The organism is Paraburkholderia tropica (assembly GCF_900109265.1).
GTDB classification, from domain to species: Bacteria; Pseudomonadota; Gammaproteobacteria; order Burkholderiales; family Burkholderiaceae; genus Paraburkholderia; species Paraburkholderia tropica.
This window is the reverse complement of sequence record NZ_FNZM01000005.1, coordinates 86625-102008: the sequence shown is the minus strand read 5'-3', so window position 1 is coordinate 102008 and position 15384 is coordinate 86625. Positions and strand designations below refer to the sequence as shown.

Sequence of the window (15384 nt, the reverse complement as noted above, 5' to 3'; positions counted from 1 at the left end):
GCGCCGGGAGAAATACACCGTGAACCGATCGCTCTACATCGCCGCCACCGGCATGAACGCCCAGCAGGCGCAGATGGACGTGATCTCGAATAACCTCGCGAACGTGAGCACCAATGGCTTCAAGGGCTCGCGCGCGGTGTTCGAGGACCTGATGTACCAGACGCTGCGTCAACCGGGCGCGAACTCAACGCAGACCACCGAACTGCCCTCGGGCAGCCAGGTCGGCACCGGCGTGCAGCAGGTCGCGACCGAGCGCCTCTACACGCAGGGCAACCTGCAGCAGACCGGCAATTCGAAGGACGTGGCGATCAACGGCGCGGGCTTCTTCCAGGTGCAGATGCCCGACGGCACGACGCAGTACACGCGCGACGGTTCGTTCCAGACCAACTCGCAGGGCCAGCTCGTGACGTCGAGCGGCTACCAGGTGATCCCGGCGATCACGGTGCCGGCCAACGCCACCTCGCTGACCATCGGCAGCGACGGCGTGGTGACGATCACGACGCCGGGCTCGGCGAACGCGACGACCATCGGCTCGCTGCAACTCGCCATGTTCATCAACCCGACCGGCCTGCAGTCGAACGGCCAGAATCTCGCGTCGGAAACGGCTTCGTCGGGCGCGCCCACGGTCACCACGCCGGGCCTGAACGGCTCGGGCTCGCTCAATCAGGGCTACGTGGAATCGTCGAACGTGAACGTGGTGCAGGAACTCGTGAACATGATCGAGACGCAGCGCGCATACGAAATCAACAGCAAGGCGGTCACGACGTCCGACCAGATGCTGCAGACGCTGAGCCAGATGCAGGTCTGATGACCGCGGCACAGCGTTCAGGAAACCGGTAGCAACAGTAATTCGGAATCGAAGTGGTGAGGAGCATGGGCCAGTCCGTTCAATTCAACTCTCGCGCCTGCGCGCGGCGTCAGGCGATGCGTGTCGCCGTGGCGGCGGCCGCGCTCGCTGCGCTGGCGGGCTGCGCCTATATCCCCAACCGGCAGCCGATCGTGCAGCAGCCGATGACGGCATTGCCGCCGGCGCCGCCCGTCAACAGCTCGCCGGGCTCGATCTACAACCCGGGCTACGTGGGCCGTCCGTTGTTCGAGGATCAGCGTCCGCGCAACACCGGCGACATCCTCACCATCGTCATTTCCGAAAACATCAACGCGACGAAGTCCTCGGGCGCCAACACCAAGCGCGGCGGCAGCACGGCCTTCAACGTGCCGACCGCGGGCTTCGCGCCGGGCTTCTTCTCGCGCGCGAACCTCTCGGCCACGGGCGCGAACCAGTTCGACGCGACGGGCGGCGCGAACGCGTCCAACACGTTCACGGGCGTGATCACCGTGACGGTGACGAACGTGCTGCCAAACGGCAACCTGGTGGTGTCGGGCGAAAAGCAGATGCTCATCAACCAGGGCAACGAGTACGTGCGCTTCTCGGGCGTCGTGAATCCGAACACTGTTGCCGGAGACAACTCCGTGCTCTCGACCGACGTCGCCGACGCGAAGATCGAATACTCCGCGAAGGGCGTGATCGACGAAGCCGAGACGATGGGCTGGCTGCAACGCTTTTTCCTGAATCTCGCACCATGGTGAAGATCCGTTTCCAGCGCACGCGCCGCTCGCGCGTGAAAGACCTGCTCGCCGCCTTCGGCGTCGCGGCCGGTTTCGTGTTCGCGTGCGGTGCGCTGCTCGCGTACGCCACGCCCGCGCGCGCCGAACGCGTGAAGGACCTCGTGACCTTCGCCGGCGTGCGCGACAACCCGCTGATCGGCTATGGCCTCGTGGTGGGTCTCGACGGCACGGGCGACCAGACGACGCAGGCGCCGTTCACGACGCAGACGCTCGCGAACATGCTCGCGAACCTCGGCATCTCGATCAACAACACGTCGAGTTCGTCGGGCTCCTCGCAGACGCTGAACAACATGCAGCTCAAGAACGTCGCGGCGGTGATCGTCACGGCGACGCTGCCGCCGTTCGCGCGTCCCGGCGAGCAGATCGACGTGACGGTGTCGTCGCTCGCGAACGCCAAGAGCATTCGCGGCGGCACGCTGCTGCTCACGCCGCTCAAGGGCGCGGACGGCCAGGTCTACGCGCTCGCGCAGGGCAACGTGGCGGTGGGCGGCGCGGGCGCGTCGGCCAACGGCAGCCGCGTGCAGGTGAACCAGCTCGCGGCCGGCCGCATCTCGGCGGGCGCGACGGTCGAGCGCGCCGTGCCCTCGCCGGTCGCGCAGCAGGGCGGCATCCTGCAGATGGAAGTCAACGACATGGACTACGACACGACGCAGCGCATCGTGGCGGCCGTCAACAACCTGTTCGGCGACGGTACGGCGGCGGCCGTCGACGGCCGCACGATCCAGGTGCGCGGCCCGAGCGATCCGGCCTCGCAGGTGGGTTTCATCGCGCAGATCCAGAATCTCGATGTGCGCCCGGCGCAACCGGCGGCGAAGGTGATTCTCAACGCGCGGACCGGCTCGATCGTGATGAACCAGATGGTCACGCTCGAAAGCTGCGCGGTCGCGCACGGCAATCTCTCGGTGGTCGTCAACACGCAGACGGCCGTGAGCCAGCCGGGTGCGCTCTCGAACGGGCAGACCGTAGCGGCGCGGCAGTCGCAGATCCAGCTCAAGCAGGATAATGGCTCGCTCAAACTGGTCACGGCGGGCGCGAATCTCGCGGAAGTCGTGAAGGCGCTCAACGCGCTTGGCGCAACGCCGGCGGATCTGATGTCGATCCTCCAGGCGATGAAGGCGGCGGGCGCTTTGCGTGCCGACCTCGAAATTATCTAAGGACGTGAAGAATGGATAACTCGAATATCGGCGGCAGCAGCGGTAACAGCGGCCTCGACCTGACCAATCGCTTCGCGCTGGACGTGCAGGGCTTCGACGCCATGCGCGCCGCCGCCAACGCCTCGCCGCAGCAGGGCGTGAAGGCCGCCGCGAAGCAGTTCGACGCCGTCTTCACGCAGATGATGCTCAAGAGCATGCGCGATGCGACGCCCGACGACGGTCCGCTCGACTCCAAGGACGGCGCGCAGTTCACGTCGATGATGGATCAGCAGCTCGCGCAGCAGATGTCGAACAAGGGCGTCGGCGTCGCGAACGCGATGATCAAGCAGCTCATGCGCAGCATGGGCGGCCAGGGCGGCATGGATGGCGCGAGCGGTTCGAGCGGCGCGGGCGGCATCGCCAGCGCGATGCAGGGCCTCTCGGGTTCGGGCGGCAGCGGCAGCGAAGGCAACCTCGCGATGCTCAACGCGCTCGGCCGCGCCTACGGCAACGCGGCCGCCAACGGCGCGCTCGGCAAGGGCCAGGGCTGGGACGCGAACAGCGCGCTCACGCCGGCCGTGCGCGGCAACGGCGACGACAAGGTCGACGCCTTCGTCAACAAGCTCGCCACCGGCGCGCAGCAGGCGAGCGCGACGACCGGCATTCCGGCGCGCTTCATCGTCGGCCAGGCGGCGCTGGAGTCGGGCTGGGGCAAGCGCGAGATCATGAAGGCGGACGGCAGCACGAGCCACAACGTGTTCGGCATCAAGGCGACCAAGGACTGGACCGGCAAGACCGTCACGACCATGACGACCGAATACGTGCACGGCAAGCCGCAGCGCGTGGCGGAGAAGTTCCGCGCCTACGACTCGTACGAAGAGGCGATGACCGACTACGCGAGCATGCTCAAGAACAATCCGCGCTACGCCTCGGTGATCAACGGCTCGCACAGCGCCGAGAGCTTCGCGCACGGCATGCAGCGCGCCGGTTATGCGACCGATCCGCACTACGCGAAGAAGCTGCTGTCGATCATGCAGCAGATGGTCTGATCGGCGGCAAACGGTCTGGCGATTCTCACGCGCGCGGGCGGCGTCACCGGCCCGCACTGTCTTGACCGGCCGCGTTTCCCGTGCGTTTCCCGTGCGTTTCCCGTGCACTTCTCGCGGCCGTTTTCATCGGATTTCACGGTTTTTTCGCACATTCGTCCGGCTGCGATCGCATAACGCGCGTTAGCGTCATGCAAACGTTCCCTCGCCGACGATAGCCGCACAATGCGCGCACGTTGAGCGACGATCCGCGCGCCAATTGCGCCGAACTGTGCGCCGCAACACAGTTTTTTTGTGGGCGCCCCCTAAATTTCCTCGTTCGTCTGCCGCTAATGCAGGCGAGATCGAAAAGATTCAGGGGCGGCAGAACCGCCCGGACGGCGCACGACGGGCTCTCCGACGTGCGCCGGCATCTCCACGAAATTCCGGCAGGCCGATGAATACCGTTCAGTCGAATCAACAGGAAGCCTCCGAGGGCGAAGTCACCGACTTTGGCCGGCGCAATCCGCTGGAAGTCGGGGTGCAGTTGCGCAACCTCGCCAACCGGGGCGATTTCCTCACCTTGCAATATCGCGGCGGCCAACTGGTCACGCGCATTCTCGACGTCGACACGCGCGAGCGTACCTTCACGTTCGACTGGGGCGCGTTGCCCGAGCAGAACGCCGAAGTGCTGGCGGCGCAGGAATGTCAGTTCCACGCTTCGCCCGACGGCGTGCGCGTGGAGTTTTCCACGGGCGCACCGCGCGAGACCACGTTCGAAGGGCGGCCGGCGTTCGTCGCCGGTTTCCCCGACGTGCTGTTCTACGTGCAGCGGCGCGAGTATTTCCGCGTCGATACGCCGGTGCTCGAGCCGTGCCTGTGCCGCGGCGCGCTGCCCGCGGACGGCCTGCGTTTCCAGTTCGAAGTGCACGATCTGTCGCTCGGCGGCATCGGTCTGCGCACGACCGATCCGCGCGCGGCCGAATTCGAAATGGGCTTGACGATCCGCGACGTGGAGCTCGATCTGCGCTCGCACGGCACGCTGCGCGTCGATCTGGCGCTGGCCGTGCTGCGCTTCATCGATCTGCCGAACGGCGACCGCCGCTATCACCTGGGCTTCCGCTTCGACGCGCTGCCCGGTGCGTCGGAAAACAGCCTGCAGCGCTATATCACGCAGCTCGAAATGAAGCGGCGCGCGTTCCAGCGCGCCTGATGCGTCCACGGCGCGCCGGAGCTTTCGCGCGCGCCGTGTCCGTCTCGCCGCAGCGCTGCGGCAGCCGTATCGGAATACACCGTTAAAACGGGCCGCGAACAGGCCTGAAAGCGCGCCTGAAAAGCGCCAGTGCAAGACGTGGCGAGCCACGGCAAGCCGCTTCGCGCCAGTCGTTTCGGACTGCCGGACGTTGTTGCGCGTTACCGCTTCTTGCATCACGTTGCCGCATGCCGCGATCGCCGCTGCGCATGCCTCGCGCATCGTCCTGCCCGCGCGCGTTTCGCCGCTATTCCGGGCAAACGTTTTCTACGCGAAATTCCCGATCCTTACGCTTAATTTTCGCCTCGCGCTGCCGTTATAAAAGGGGTTCACCCACGCGGCCCGAGCGATCAACGTCTCGACGGCCGTTCACGAGGATCATGCATGTCCAACATTTTCTCGATCGGCCTGAGCGGCTTGCAGGCGGCCCAGATCGGTATCGCCACTGCTGGCGAGAACATCAGCAATTCGTCTACCGCGGGTTACAACGTGGAAAACGCGGTGTTTACCGAGGCGAACGGGCAAAATTCGGGCAGCGGCTACATCGGCGCCGGCGTCAACACGGCCACGGTGCAGCGCGCCTATAGCCAGTACATCACGACGTCGCTGAACAACGCGCAGTCGACCAACAGCGCGCTGACGGCGTCGTACACGCTCGCGACCCAGCTCTCGAACCTCGTGGGCAGCCCGACGTCGGGCATCGCATCGTCGATCACGGGTTTCTTCTCGGGTCTGCAGGACGTGTCGAATTCGCCGGCCAGCACGGCGACGCGCCAGACCGCGCTGTCCGACGCGCAGTCGCTCGCCGACCAGATCAACGCGGCCGGCCAGCAGTACGACTCGCTGCGCCAGAGCGTGAACACGCAGCTTTCGAACGCCGTTTCGCAGATCAACACCTACACGCAGCAGATCGCGCAGCTCAACACGCAGATCGCCACGGCGAGCGCGTCGGGCCAGCAGCCGAACCAGCTCCTGGACCAGCGCGACCTCGCGGTGTCGAATCTGTCGCAGCTCGTGGGCGTGCAGGTCGTACAGAACAGCAGCGGCTACAGCCTGTTCCTCGGCAACGGCCAGCCGCTCGTGGTCAGCGGCCAGAACTACAACCTCACGACGCAGCCGTCGAGCACCAATCCGACCGAAATGACGGTGGCCTGGCAAGGTCTGCCGGGCTCGACCACCGCCGCGCAGCCGCTCACCAGCGCGGCGCTGCAAGGCGGCACGGTGGGCGGCCTCGTGTCGTTCGTGCAGGGCACGCTCGATCCGGCCGAAGCGCAGCTTGGCGCGATCGCGACCAGCTTCGCCGCGCAGGTCAACGCGCAGAACGCGCTGGGCCTCACGCAAGGCGGCACGGCGGGCGGCGACCTGTTCACGGTCGGCGCGCCGGTCGTCACGGGCAATCTGAACAACACGGGCAACGCCACGGTGGCGGCCTCGCTCACGAACGCCGTGAGCCCGCCGACCGACAACTTCGCGGTCTCGTATTCGAGCGGCACCTGGACGCTGACCGACACCACGACCAACACGGTCGTCGGTTCGTCGACCACGCAGCCGAGCACGACGAGCCCGCTCACGGGCGGCGGCCTGTCGGTCACAACTACGGGCACGATGGCCGACGGCGATTCGTTCTCGATCCAGCCGACGGCGGGCGCGCTCGACACCTTCTCGGTGGCGACGAGCGATCCCTCGGCGATCGCAGCGGCTTCGCCCGTGCTGGTGTCGGCGCCGACCACCAACACCGGCACGGCCGTGGTGACGCAGGGCGCGGTGACCTCGGGCTACACGATCGCTTCGACGCCGACCACGCTCACCTACGATTCGACGCTGGGCACGCTCTCGGGCTTCTCGCCGAACTCGACGGTCACCGTGACGGTGCCGGGCTCCAGCACGCCGACGACCTACACGATCGACGCGACCGGCACGACCACGATTCCGTACGACTCGACCACGGGCGCGACCATCGCGATCTCGTCGGCGACGACGGGCGACATGAACAACGTGAGCTTCACGCTCACCGGCGCGCCCGCGAACGGCGACACCTTCACCATCGCGCAGAATTCCGGCGCGGCGCAGGACGGCCGCAACGCGCTGGCGATGGCGAACCTGACCTCGGGCACGGCGTTCAGCAATTCGCAGACGCTCACTAACGCGTACTCGAACTACGTGAACTCGATCGGCAATACGGCGAGCCAGTTGAAGGCGTCGAGCACCTCGCAGACCTCGCTCGTCACGCAGCTCACCTCGCAGCAGCAGTCGGTGCAGGGCGTGAACCTCGACGAAGAAGCGGCGAACCTGCTGCAGTACCAGCAGCTCTATCAGGCCAACAGCAAGGTGATCCAGACGGCGGCGTCGCTGTTCCAGACCCTGATCGGCATTTTCCAGTGAGGCGCTGAACCATGCGTATCGCGACTTCCCAGATCTACAGCTCCAGCGTGGCGACGATGGAGAACCAGCAGTCCCAGTTGCTCAACGTGCAGCAGCAGATTTCGACCGGCGTCGCCATTGCGAACCCGGCCGACAATCCGCTCGGCGCGGCGCAGGCCGTGCAGCTCTCGGCGACCGGCGCGACGCTCACGCAGTACGCGTCGAACCAGACCGCCGCGCTTTCGTCGCTGCAGCTCGAAGATTCGACGCTGTCGAGCGTGACGACCACGCTGCAAAGCATCAACCAGCAGCTGCAGTCGGCGGTGAACGGCGGTCTCAACGACTCCGACCGCCAGGCGCTCGCGCAGCAGCTGCAAGGCGAACGCAACCAGTTGCTCACGCTCGCCAACACCACGGACGGTCAGGGCAACTACCTGTTCTCGGGCTTCCAGAGCACCACGGCCGTGTTCGCGAACAAGAGCGGCGGCGGCGTGGTCTACAACGGCGACAGCGGCCAGCGCACGATCCAGGTGGCCGGTTCGCGCACGATCGCGATCAGCGACACGGGCTCGTCGGTGTTCCAGAGCGTGTCGGCGGTCGGCTCGTCGGCCGTGCCGCGCGGCAACCCGGCGAACACCGGCACGGGCGTGATCGGCGGCGTGACGGTGACGGACACCACGCAGGCGACCAACAACCACGATCTGTCGATCGAGTTCAGCGACGCGAGCGGCTCGCTCACCTATTCGGTGCTCGACAATTCGACGTCGCCCGCCACGACGCTGTCGTCGAATCAGGCTTACACGGACGGCCAGGCGATCAGCCTCGGCACCGGCATGAACGTGACGATCACGGGCACGCCCGCGAGCGGCGACAACTTCTCGATCACGCCCGCCACGGACTCGCAGAACAGCGACATGTTCGCGAGCATCGACGCCGCCATCGCCGCGCTGCAAACGCCGGTCACGGGCGACCTCGCCGCGAAGGCCACGCTCACGAATGCGCTGACGACCGCGCTGACCTCGGTCGGCAACTCGCTGTCGAACGTCATCACGACGCAGGCTTCGGTGGGCGGCCGCGAGCAGGAAGTGAAGGCGCTCCAAGCCGTCACGTCGACGAACTCGCTGCAAACGACGTCGAACCTCAGCGACCTGACGAGCACCGACATGACCGCGGCGATCTCGCAGTACGAGCAGATTTCGAACGCGCTGTCGGCTTCGCAGAAGAGCTTCGCGGCCACGCAGAATCTCTCGCTGTTCCAGTACATCAACCCGTAACACCTTCGGGTTGTTCGATGCAAAAAAACGGCGGTGCGCGAGAAGCGCACCGCCGTTTTTTCATGCCCGATATCAGCGGAAAAGCGCCGCGACGAAAGCTACGGCACCGGCTTGAGCGCGGCCGCCACGCGGCCCATCTGCTCCAGCCCGCCGTCGATCAGGCGCGCGAAATAAGGAATCATGTTCGGCGTCATCGCCATGATCAGCAGCATGCCGACGAGCATGGTGATCGCGAAGCCGATCTGGAAGATACCGATCTGCGGCGCGGCGCGGTTGAGAATGCCGAGCGACAGATTGGTGATGAGCAGCGCCACCACCACGGGCAGCGAGAGCAGCAAGCCCGCGTTGAACACCGTCGCGCCCCAGTTCGCGAGCAGCCGGTAGCCGTTCGCGGAAAGCACGTTGGCCGAGATCGGCACGCTGGTGAAGGTCTGCATGAGCGCGGCGATCATCTGCAGATGGCCGTCGAAGGCGAGAAACGCGAGCATCGCCATCATGTTGAGCCACGACGACAGCGCGGGCGTGCTGCTGTTGGCCTGCGGATCGAAGAACGAGGCGAAGCCGAGGCCCATGCCGAGACCCATCAGGTCGCCGGCAGCCGTCACGACGGCGAACACCATCTGCATGACGAAGCCGAGCGCGATGCCGATCATGAACTGATTGACGAGAATCCAGACGCCTTCGGCCGAAAACACCGTGGTCTGCGGCATCGCGCCGAGCGTGGGCGCGACGATCAGCGTGATGAACGCGCCGAGGCCGATCTTCACGCGCATCGGCACCGAGCGGTGGCCGACGATCGGCGCGACCGCGATCAGCGCGAGAATGCGCGTGAACGGCCAGAGAAACGCGGTGAGCCAGCCATTGAGCTGCGCGTAGGTGACGGTGAACATCGTGAGGAATGCGCGGCGGCGCCCGGCTGGGCGCGCCTCAGCCCGCGAGCGACGGAATGCTCGTGAACATCTGATGCATGTAGTCGAGCATGGTGGTCAGCATCCACGGACCGGCGATCACCAGCGTGACCGCGATCGCGATGAGCTTCGGAATGAACGAGAGCGTGCTTTCGTTGATCTGCGTGGCGGCCTGGAACAGGCTCACGATGAGACCCACGGCGAGCGAGACGAGCAAGAGCGGCGCGGCCAGCAGCAGGGCGACGTACATCGCCTGATGCGAGAGCGTCATGACCATTTCGGGCGTCATCGTGGGGTCCTCAGGTGAAGCTCTGCGCGAGCGAGCCGATCAACAGTTGCCAGCCGTCCACGAGCACGAACAGCATGAGCTTGAAGGGCAGCGAGATCGTCGCGGGCGAGACCATCATCATACCCATCGACATCAGCACGCTCGCCACCACCATGTCGATGATGAGGAACGGAATGAAGACCGTGAAGCCGATCTGGAAGCCGGTTTTCAGCTCGCTCGTGACGAATGCGGGCACCAGCAGCGTGAGCGGCACGTCTTCGGGGCCCTGCATGGGCGGCGCGTGCGAGATGCGCGCGAACAGCGCGAGATCGGTCTCGCGGGTCTGGCGCAGCATGAAGGTCTTGAACGGCGCGACGCCGCGCGAGACCGCTTCCTCCATCGGCAGCGTGCCGGCGGAGAAGGGCTTGTAGCCGTCGTTGTACGCCTTGTCGATCACGGGCGACATCACGAACAGCGTGAGAAACAGCGCGAGTCCCACCAGCACCTGGTTGGGCGGCGTGGTGGTCGTGCCGAGCGCCTGACGCAGCAGCGAGAGCACGATGATGATGCGCGTGAAGCTCGTCATCATCAGCACCATCGCGGGCAGGAACGTCAGCATCGTGAGCAGCAGCATCGTCTGCACGCTCAGCGAATAGGTCGTTCCGCCGGCGGGGCCGGGGCTCGTGGTGAAGGCCGGCAGGCCTTGCGGGCCGGTGGCGGCCTGCGCGTGCGCCAGATGCGGCAGCAGCAGCGCCAGGGCGCCCGCGCCAAAGGCGAGCGCGACGGGCAGCGCCGCGCGCGAGAATTTCACCGAAGTCGGGAGGGAAGACGCGCTTGCGCGGCTTGCGTCGCCCGCGTGCGCGTCGTGAAGGGAACTGCCGTGCATTTACTGCGCTCCGCCGTCGTGACGCTTGAAACGTTTGCCGGCTTCGTGTTTCAGCGCGTCACGAAAGCGCTGTCCGAAGCTGCCTTGCAGGGCGGGGTCGCCGCTCGCCGTCACACCGGCCGCATTGGCCACACCGGCGGCGGGCAGTTCGCCCGCGGGCATCGTGTGCAGCAGGCGCACGCTGCCGGGCGCCGCGCCGAGCACGAGCCAGGTATCGCCGATCTCGACGACCGCCACGCGCTCCTTGCCGCCGAGCGAAGCGCCGCCCACGGTTTTGACGAGCGCATTTTTCGGGCCGTGCTGCAGACCGAGACGCCGCGCGAGCCACGCGCAGCCGAACACCACCGCGATCACCAGCGCGAGCCCGAACACCGTTTGCAGCACCGCGCCGAAACCGAGCGCCGGCACCGCGCTGCCCGCCACGACCGCCGACGCGTTCGAAGCGGACTGCGCCGCCTTGTTCACGGCCTGGAGGTCGGCGGCGTTCGCCGCGACTGCCGCGCCCGCTGCGCCCGACAGGGCCAGCGCGAGCGCGAACTGGAGCGTCTGGCGCGCGTGAGTGACGAGCGCGACGTGAGCGAAACGCGTGACGGGCCCGGCTGCGCGAGTCATCGATTCAGCTTCCGGATCCGTTCGGACGGCGTGATGATGTCGGTCAGACGGATACCGAACTTGTCGTTCACGACCACCACTTCGCCCTGGGCGATCAGGCAGCCGTTCACGAGCACGTCCATCGGCTCGCCGGCGAGGCCGTCGAGCTCCACCACCGAACCTTGCGCGAGTTGCAGCAGGTTGCGGATGGCGATCTTGGTGCGGCCGAGTTCGACGGTCATCTGGACGGGAATGTCCAGAATCATGTCGATGTCGTTGCGCGTCGAGTTCTGGTCGACCTTCGAGAGCGGCTGGAACACGGCAGCGGGCGCCGCAGCGGGCGCGTCGTTGCTGTTCTGCTCGGCCATCGCCGCTGCCCAGTCGTCCAGCGACGCCTCATCGGCGCCCGAACCCGGCACCTCGGCCGCGGCTTCCTGACCCGCTTCGAGCACGGGCTCTTCGCCTTGCGGGCTGTTCACGTCACTCATATCCACCTTCCTTCATCGTGTCGGCTGCGCTGATCATCTTCTGGACCCGCAACGCGTATTGACCATTGAAAATTCCGTAGCCGCATTCCATCACCGGCACGCCGTCGACCTTCGCGACGATGTGCTCGGGAATGTTGACCGGCAGGACGTCGCCCTTCTTCATGTTCAGGATCTGCTCGAACGTGATGGGCACCTGCGCGAGATCTGCGGTGAGCTCCACTTCGGCGGCCTGCACCTGCTGGGACAGCACGCGCACCCAGCGGCGGTCCACGTCGAGCACTTCGCCCTGCAGCGGCGAGGCGAGCACGTCGCGGATCGGCTCGATCATCGAGTACGGCATGCAGATGTGCAGCGTGCCGCCCGTCGGGCCGAATTCGATCGAGAACTGCGTGACGATCACGATCTCGTTGGGCGTCGCGACGTTGGCGAACTGCGTGTGCATTTCCGAGCGCACGTATTCGAACGTCAGCGGGCGCACGCTCTTCCACGCCGTCGTGTAGTGCTCGAAGACGAGGTTCAGCAGGCGCGCGATGATGCGCTGCTCGGTCTGCGTGAAGTCGCGCCCTTCCACACGCGTGTGGAAGCGGCCGTCGCCGCCGAACAGGTTGTCGACCACGAAGAACACGAGGTTCGGATCGAACACGAACAGCGAGGTGCCGCGCAGCGGCTTCACGTGGACGAGGTTCAGATTCGTCGGAATCGGCAGGTTGCGCGTGAATTCGCTGTACTTCTGCACGCGCACGGGACCGACCGAAATTTCGGCCGTGCGGCGCATGAAGTTGAAAATGCCCACGCGCAACAGACGCGCAAAACGCTCGTTGATGATTTCGAGGCCGGGCATCCGGCCGCGCACGATGCGTTCCTGCGTCGCGATGTTGTAGGGCCGCACGCCCTGCTTTTCGGACGAGCTGGAGTCGCTGTCGACTTCGCCGGTGACGCCCTTGAGGAGGGCATCGACCTCCTCCTGCGACATGAACTCGTCGTGACCACCCATGCTCATGATGCGAGGCTCCCGGATATCTTCGCGCTGTGCATGGCGTTACTGCACGACGAATTCGGTGAACAGCACGTCTTCGACCTTGGCGGGCTGGCCGCGCGGGTCGGAGGGCTGCGAGATCAGCGCGGCCAGCTCGGTGGCGAGCGCGCGCTTGCCGTCGAGCGGCGCGAGATCGGACGGATGCTTGTTCGAGAGCGCCAGCAGCACGCGGCTGCGGATCTCCGGCATGTGCGCGACGAGCGCGTCCTGGGTCGCCTGGCTGTCGAGCTTGAGCGTGAGGCCGATGCGCAGATAGTGCGTGTCGCCGTCGTCGGACTGCAGGTTCACCGTCATCGGTTCGAGCGCGTAGTAGACCGGCACGGGCGGCGGCGGCGGTGCGCTCGCCGTGGCGGCGGCCGGATGACGCGACATGAAGAACCACACGCCCGCGCCGGCGGCGCCCGCGGCAAGGATCGCGATGATCACGATGAGAAGGATCCGCTTGAGCGGTCCGGGTTTCGCGCCCTGGGGCGCAGCTTGATCTTTTGCGGTCGTGGTCGCCATGTCGGTCGTAAGCCTGGGTGGTGCGGTGTTGGGGCCGAGTGTGGGGCCGTCGGGAAAACGCCCGCCGGTCGCGCAAGTTGCGCGCCGCGTGCGACATCAATCCCGGCAGCCTGCATTGTTCCGGCTTTTGCCTTACAGCGAAGGGAGGAATAGACGGGGGATTTCCGGCTATCTCGTGGTTTTGTTGCAGGTGCGGCGCGCACGCCGGAAAGCGCCGATGCGCGCGGCATCCCGGGCGTTGCGGCGCGCTGCCGTCACGTTGGAGAGCGATGCCCGAAGAAGGGCGCGCGATGGGGTCCGATCAGGGGCGATCTGAGTCGATCGACGGCGCGCGGTGCAAGAGCGACCGGTCGGGCGGCGCGATGCGCGCGCCGCCCGCCATTGCCAGGCGTTGCCCGCCGTTGCCAGGCGTCGTCAGACGTTCCTGGCGGCGATTGCGATCAGGCGAAGGTGTCGATCAGGCCGACGGTGCGCGTGGTCGGCGCCGTGGTGGTGCTGCCGATGGCGTCGTCGACGCCGCTGCCGGAGGCGAGGCTGCTGCCGCCCGAACGCGACGAACGCGAACCGCTGCCCGAGCCGCTGCCGCTGTCCTGTTGCGCCTGCTGGTTCATCTGGCGCGAGAAGCCGTCGCTGACGCTCGCGCTGCCCAGACCGATGCCGTTTTCCTGCATCTGCTCGCGCAGTTTCGGCAGGGCCGCTTCGACGGCCTCGCGCACCTGCTGATGCTGCGAGACGAAGAGCGCGTGGGCGTGGTTCTCGGAGACCTGCAGCACGACTTGCAGCGGGCCGAGATCCTTCGGATTGAGCGTGAGTTCCGCCGAGCTCTGGTGCGCGTTCGAGAGGAACACGACCTTCTGGCTGAGCGCGTCTTCCCAGTCGCTCGTGCCCACCTGCGGCGCGAGCGCGGCCGACGCCGCCGCCGACGCCGCCGGATTGGTGGTCGCCGCCGCCGCCTGGGTGGCCTGGGCCTGAGCCGCGGCGGCTGCGGCCGCCTGGGTGGCCGCGAGCGCGTCGGTGGCCGCGTTCGCGGCGGCTTGCTGGACCGGCGTGGCCTGCTGCGCCACGGCCGCCGTGAGTGCGGTGGCCGCGGTCTGCGAGGCGGCGTCCGCGGTGACGGCCGTGGCTGCCTTGGCGTCGCCGGTCGCGCCGGTGGTCTTGTCGTCGAGTGCGGTGCTCAGGCCTTTGGCCTTCGCCTGCGCGCCCAGATGCGCCGCGAAGCCGTTGGCGATCGCCTGGCCCGTCGTGGCCGCGTCCTGCGTGGTCGCGCCGCCGTGCGCCGACAGCGTGGCCGCGCCGCTGCGCAGCTTTTGCAGCGCGGCGGTGAGCGCGTCGCCGACCGACTTCGAATCGGTGGTCGCGGTGGCGGTGGTGCCGTCCGCGGCCGTCGCGGCCGTGCCAGCCGCGGCGGCGGCGAGACCCGCGAGCGTGGCGTCGGTGGCGGGCGTCGTGCCGTCGCCGCTGCCGTCGTCCTGAGCCTGCTGGCCCGACTGCTGCGCGGCCTGCTGGGCTTGTTGCGCCTGCTGGGCCTGCGCGGCGGCCTGGGCGCCCGCGGCATCGGCCTGCTGCTGGTTGGTGCGGGCGTCGTCGCCGCGATGGTCGGTCTTCGAGGTGCTGTGCGTGCCGCTCGACGAGCTGCTGCCCGAAGTCGATTGCGACGACGACTGGCTCGATTGCGACGCTTGCGACGACTGCGAGGACGACGCGTTCTGCGACGCGTTCGCGTTGTTCGACGCGTTGGCGTTGTTGTATGCCTGCGAGGCGTTGGACTGCGCGTATTGCTGCGGCGTCGGCTGGCTCAGCGCGGTCTGCGCGGCGATGCTCTGCTGGAGCGTCTGAGCGAAGCCCTGGCTCGCCTGATCAGCCTGGCTGCCCGCGGAGGCGGCGCCGCTGGAGGCGGGGTCGACGGCTCCGAAGAGCGAACTGACTGCGGAAAGAAGCGACATGGTGTCTGCCCCGGATAACGTAACGGTGTGGATCGCGTGGTGGATCTTTGTGCGAGTTATAGGTACGGCTGGATACGGCTAACGGCTTC

Annotated in this window: 15 protein-coding genes; 7 read left to right on the top strand and 8 right to left on the bottom strand. The window is 66.9% G+C overall.

Translation table 11 applies throughout. The features are described from left to right. Window positions 1-19 precede the first annotated feature (19 nt). From flgG to flgL, 7 genes are all read left to right on the top strand, one after another. Window positions 20-808, top strand: a complete 789-nt coding sequence (flgG, locus tag BMY06_RS09315; protein ID WP_065065619.1) for a flagellar basal-body rod protein FlgG — start codon at window positions 20-22, stop codon at window positions 806-808. Window positions 809-873: 65 nt separating this feature from the next. Beyond that, the gene (gene flgH / locus BMY06_RS09310) at window positions 874-1587 is read left to right on the top strand and encodes a flagellar basal body L-ring protein FlgH (RefSeq protein ID WP_080180613.1); all 714 of its coding nucleotides are present in this window, start codon (window positions 874-876) and stop codon (window positions 1585-1587) included. Further along, the gene (locus BMY06_RS09305) at window positions 1581-2780 is read left to right on the top strand and encodes a flagellar basal body P-ring protein FlgI (protein WP_065065620.1); all 1200 of its coding nucleotides are present in this window, start codon (window positions 1581-1583) and stop codon (window positions 2778-2780) included. Before flgH ends, BMY06_RS09305 begins: the two co-directional genes overlap by 7 nt. A gap of 11 nt (window positions 2781-2791) precedes the next feature. Then, complete coding sequence (flgJ, locus tag BMY06_RS09300) at window positions 2792-3808, top strand: flagellar assembly peptidoglycan hydrolase FlgJ (protein WP_065065621.1); 1017 nt, start codon at window positions 2792-2794, stop codon at window positions 3806-3808. 433 nt (window positions 3809-4241) lie between these two features. Then, entirely contained in the window at window positions 4242-4997 is a 756-nt protein-coding gene (locus BMY06_RS09295) for a flagellar brake protein (protein WP_065065622.1), read from the top strand. Window positions 4998-5420: 423 nt separating this feature from the next. Next, window positions 5421-7418, top strand: a complete 1998-nt coding sequence (flgK, locus tag BMY06_RS09290) for a flagellar hook-associated protein FlgK (protein ID WP_074982798.1) — start codon at window positions 5421-5423, stop codon at window positions 7416-7418. 11 nt (window positions 7419-7429) lie between these two features. Then, entirely contained in the window at window positions 7430-8671 is a 1242-nt protein-coding gene (flgL, locus tag BMY06_RS09285) for a flagellar hook-associated protein FlgL (protein ID WP_065065625.1), read from the top strand. A gap of 98 nt (window positions 8672-8769) precedes the next feature. Here flgL and fliR read toward each other — a convergent pair whose 3' ends face one another. From fliR to BMY06_RS09245, 8 genes are all read right to left on the bottom strand, one after another. After that, window positions 8770-9561: a flagellar biosynthetic protein FliR gene (gene fliR / locus BMY06_RS09280; protein ID WP_065065626.1), complete on the bottom strand. Its 792-nt coding sequence runs from the start codon at window positions 9559-9561 to the stop codon at window positions 8770-8772. A gap of 37 nt (window positions 9562-9598) precedes the next feature. Continuing rightward, window positions 9599-9868: a flagellar biosynthesis protein FliQ gene (gene fliQ / locus BMY06_RS09275; protein WP_065065627.1), complete on the bottom strand. Its 270-nt coding sequence runs from the start codon at window positions 9866-9868 to the stop codon at window positions 9599-9601. A gap of 10 nt (window positions 9869-9878) precedes the next feature. After that, entirely contained in the window at window positions 9879-10733 is an 855-nt protein-coding gene (gene fliP, locus BMY06_RS09270) for a flagellar type III secretion system pore protein FliP (protein WP_065065628.1), read from the bottom strand. Beyond that, window positions 10734-11345 (bottom strand): flagellar biosynthetic protein FliO, encoded by a 612-nt coding sequence (gene fliO, locus BMY06_RS09265; RefSeq protein ID WP_080180614.1) that lies wholly within the window; start codon window positions 11343-11345, stop codon window positions 10734-10736. Beyond that, window positions 11342-11812, bottom strand: coding sequence for a flagellar motor switch protein FliN (gene fliN / locus BMY06_RS09260; RefSeq protein WP_065065629.1), 471 nt, complete (start codon window positions 11810-11812; stop codon window positions 11342-11344). The genes fliO and fliN overlap by 4 nt, the downstream gene beginning before the upstream one ends. Next, window positions 11805-12806 (bottom strand): flagellar motor switch protein FliM, encoded by a 1002-nt coding sequence (fliM, locus tag BMY06_RS09255; protein WP_065065630.1) that lies wholly within the window; start codon window positions 12804-12806, stop codon window positions 11805-11807. Before fliM ends, fliN begins: the two co-directional genes overlap by 8 nt. A gap of 45 nt (window positions 12807-12851) precedes the next feature. Further along, window positions 12852-13352 (bottom strand): flagellar basal body-associated protein FliL, encoded by a 501-nt coding sequence (fliL, locus tag BMY06_RS09250; RefSeq protein WP_065065631.1) that lies wholly within the window; start codon window positions 13350-13352, stop codon window positions 12852-12854. A gap of 440 nt (window positions 13353-13792) precedes the next feature. Then, entirely contained in the window at window positions 13793-15295 is a 1503-nt protein-coding gene (locus tag BMY06_RS09245) for a flagellar hook-length control protein FliK (protein ID WP_074982796.1), read from the bottom strand. Window positions 15296-15384 lie beyond the last annotated feature (89 nt).

What these genes read in the sequence shown, in the direction of transcription:
- flgH (WP_080180613.1), top strand. Translation starts at nt 874, where the DNA reads ATGGGCCAGTCCGTTCAATTCAACTCTCGCGCCTGCGCGCGGCGTCAG.
- BMY06_RS09305 (WP_065065620.1), top strand. Translation starts at nt 1,581, where the DNA reads ATGGTGAAGATCCGTTTCCAGCGCACGCGCCGCTCGCGCGTGAAAGAC.
- flgJ (WP_065065621.1), top strand. Translation starts at nt 2,792, where the DNA reads ATGGATAACTCGAATATCGGCGGCAGCAGCGGTAACAGCGGCCTCGAC.
- BMY06_RS09295 (WP_065065622.1), top strand. Translation starts at nt 4,242, where the DNA reads ATGAATACCGTTCAGTCGAATCAACAGGAAGCCTCCGAGGGCGAAGTC.
- flgK (WP_074982798.1), top strand. Translation starts at nt 5,421, where the DNA reads ATGTCCAACATTTTCTCGATCGGCCTGAGCGGCTTGCAGGCGGCCCAG.
- flgL (WP_065065625.1), top strand. Translation starts at nt 7,430, where the DNA reads ATGCGTATCGCGACTTCCCAGATCTACAGCTCCAGCGTGGCGACGATG.
- fliR (WP_065065626.1), bottom strand. Translation starts at nt 9,561, where the DNA reads ATGTTCACCGTCACCTACGCGCAGCTCAATGGCTGGCTCACCGCGTTT.
- fliQ (WP_065065627.1), bottom strand. Translation starts at nt 9,868, where the DNA reads ATGACGCCCGAAATGGTCATGACGCTCTCGCATCAGGCGATGTACGTC.
- fliP (WP_065065628.1), bottom strand. Translation starts at nt 10,733, where the DNA reads ATGCACGGCAGTTCCCTTCACGACGCGCACGCGGGCGACGCAAGCCGC.
- fliO (WP_080180614.1), bottom strand. Translation starts at nt 11,345, where the DNA reads ATGACTCGCGCAGCCGGGCCCGTCACGCGTTTCGCTCACGTCGCGCTC.
- fliN (WP_065065629.1), bottom strand. Translation starts at nt 11,812, where the DNA reads ATGAGTGACGTGAACAGCCCGCAAGGCGAAGAGCCCGTGCTCGAAGCG.
- fliM (WP_065065630.1), bottom strand. Translation starts at nt 12,806, where the DNA reads ATGGGTGGTCACGACGAGTTCATGTCGCAGGAGGAGGTCGATGCCCTC.
- fliL (WP_065065631.1), bottom strand. Translation starts at nt 13,352, where the DNA reads ATGGCGACCACGACCGCAAAAGATCAAGCTGCGCCCCAGGGCGCGAAA.
- BMY06_RS09245 (WP_074982796.1), bottom strand. Translation starts at nt 15,295, where the DNA reads ATGTCGCTTCTTTCCGCAGTCAGTTCGCTCTTCGGAGCCGTCGACCCC.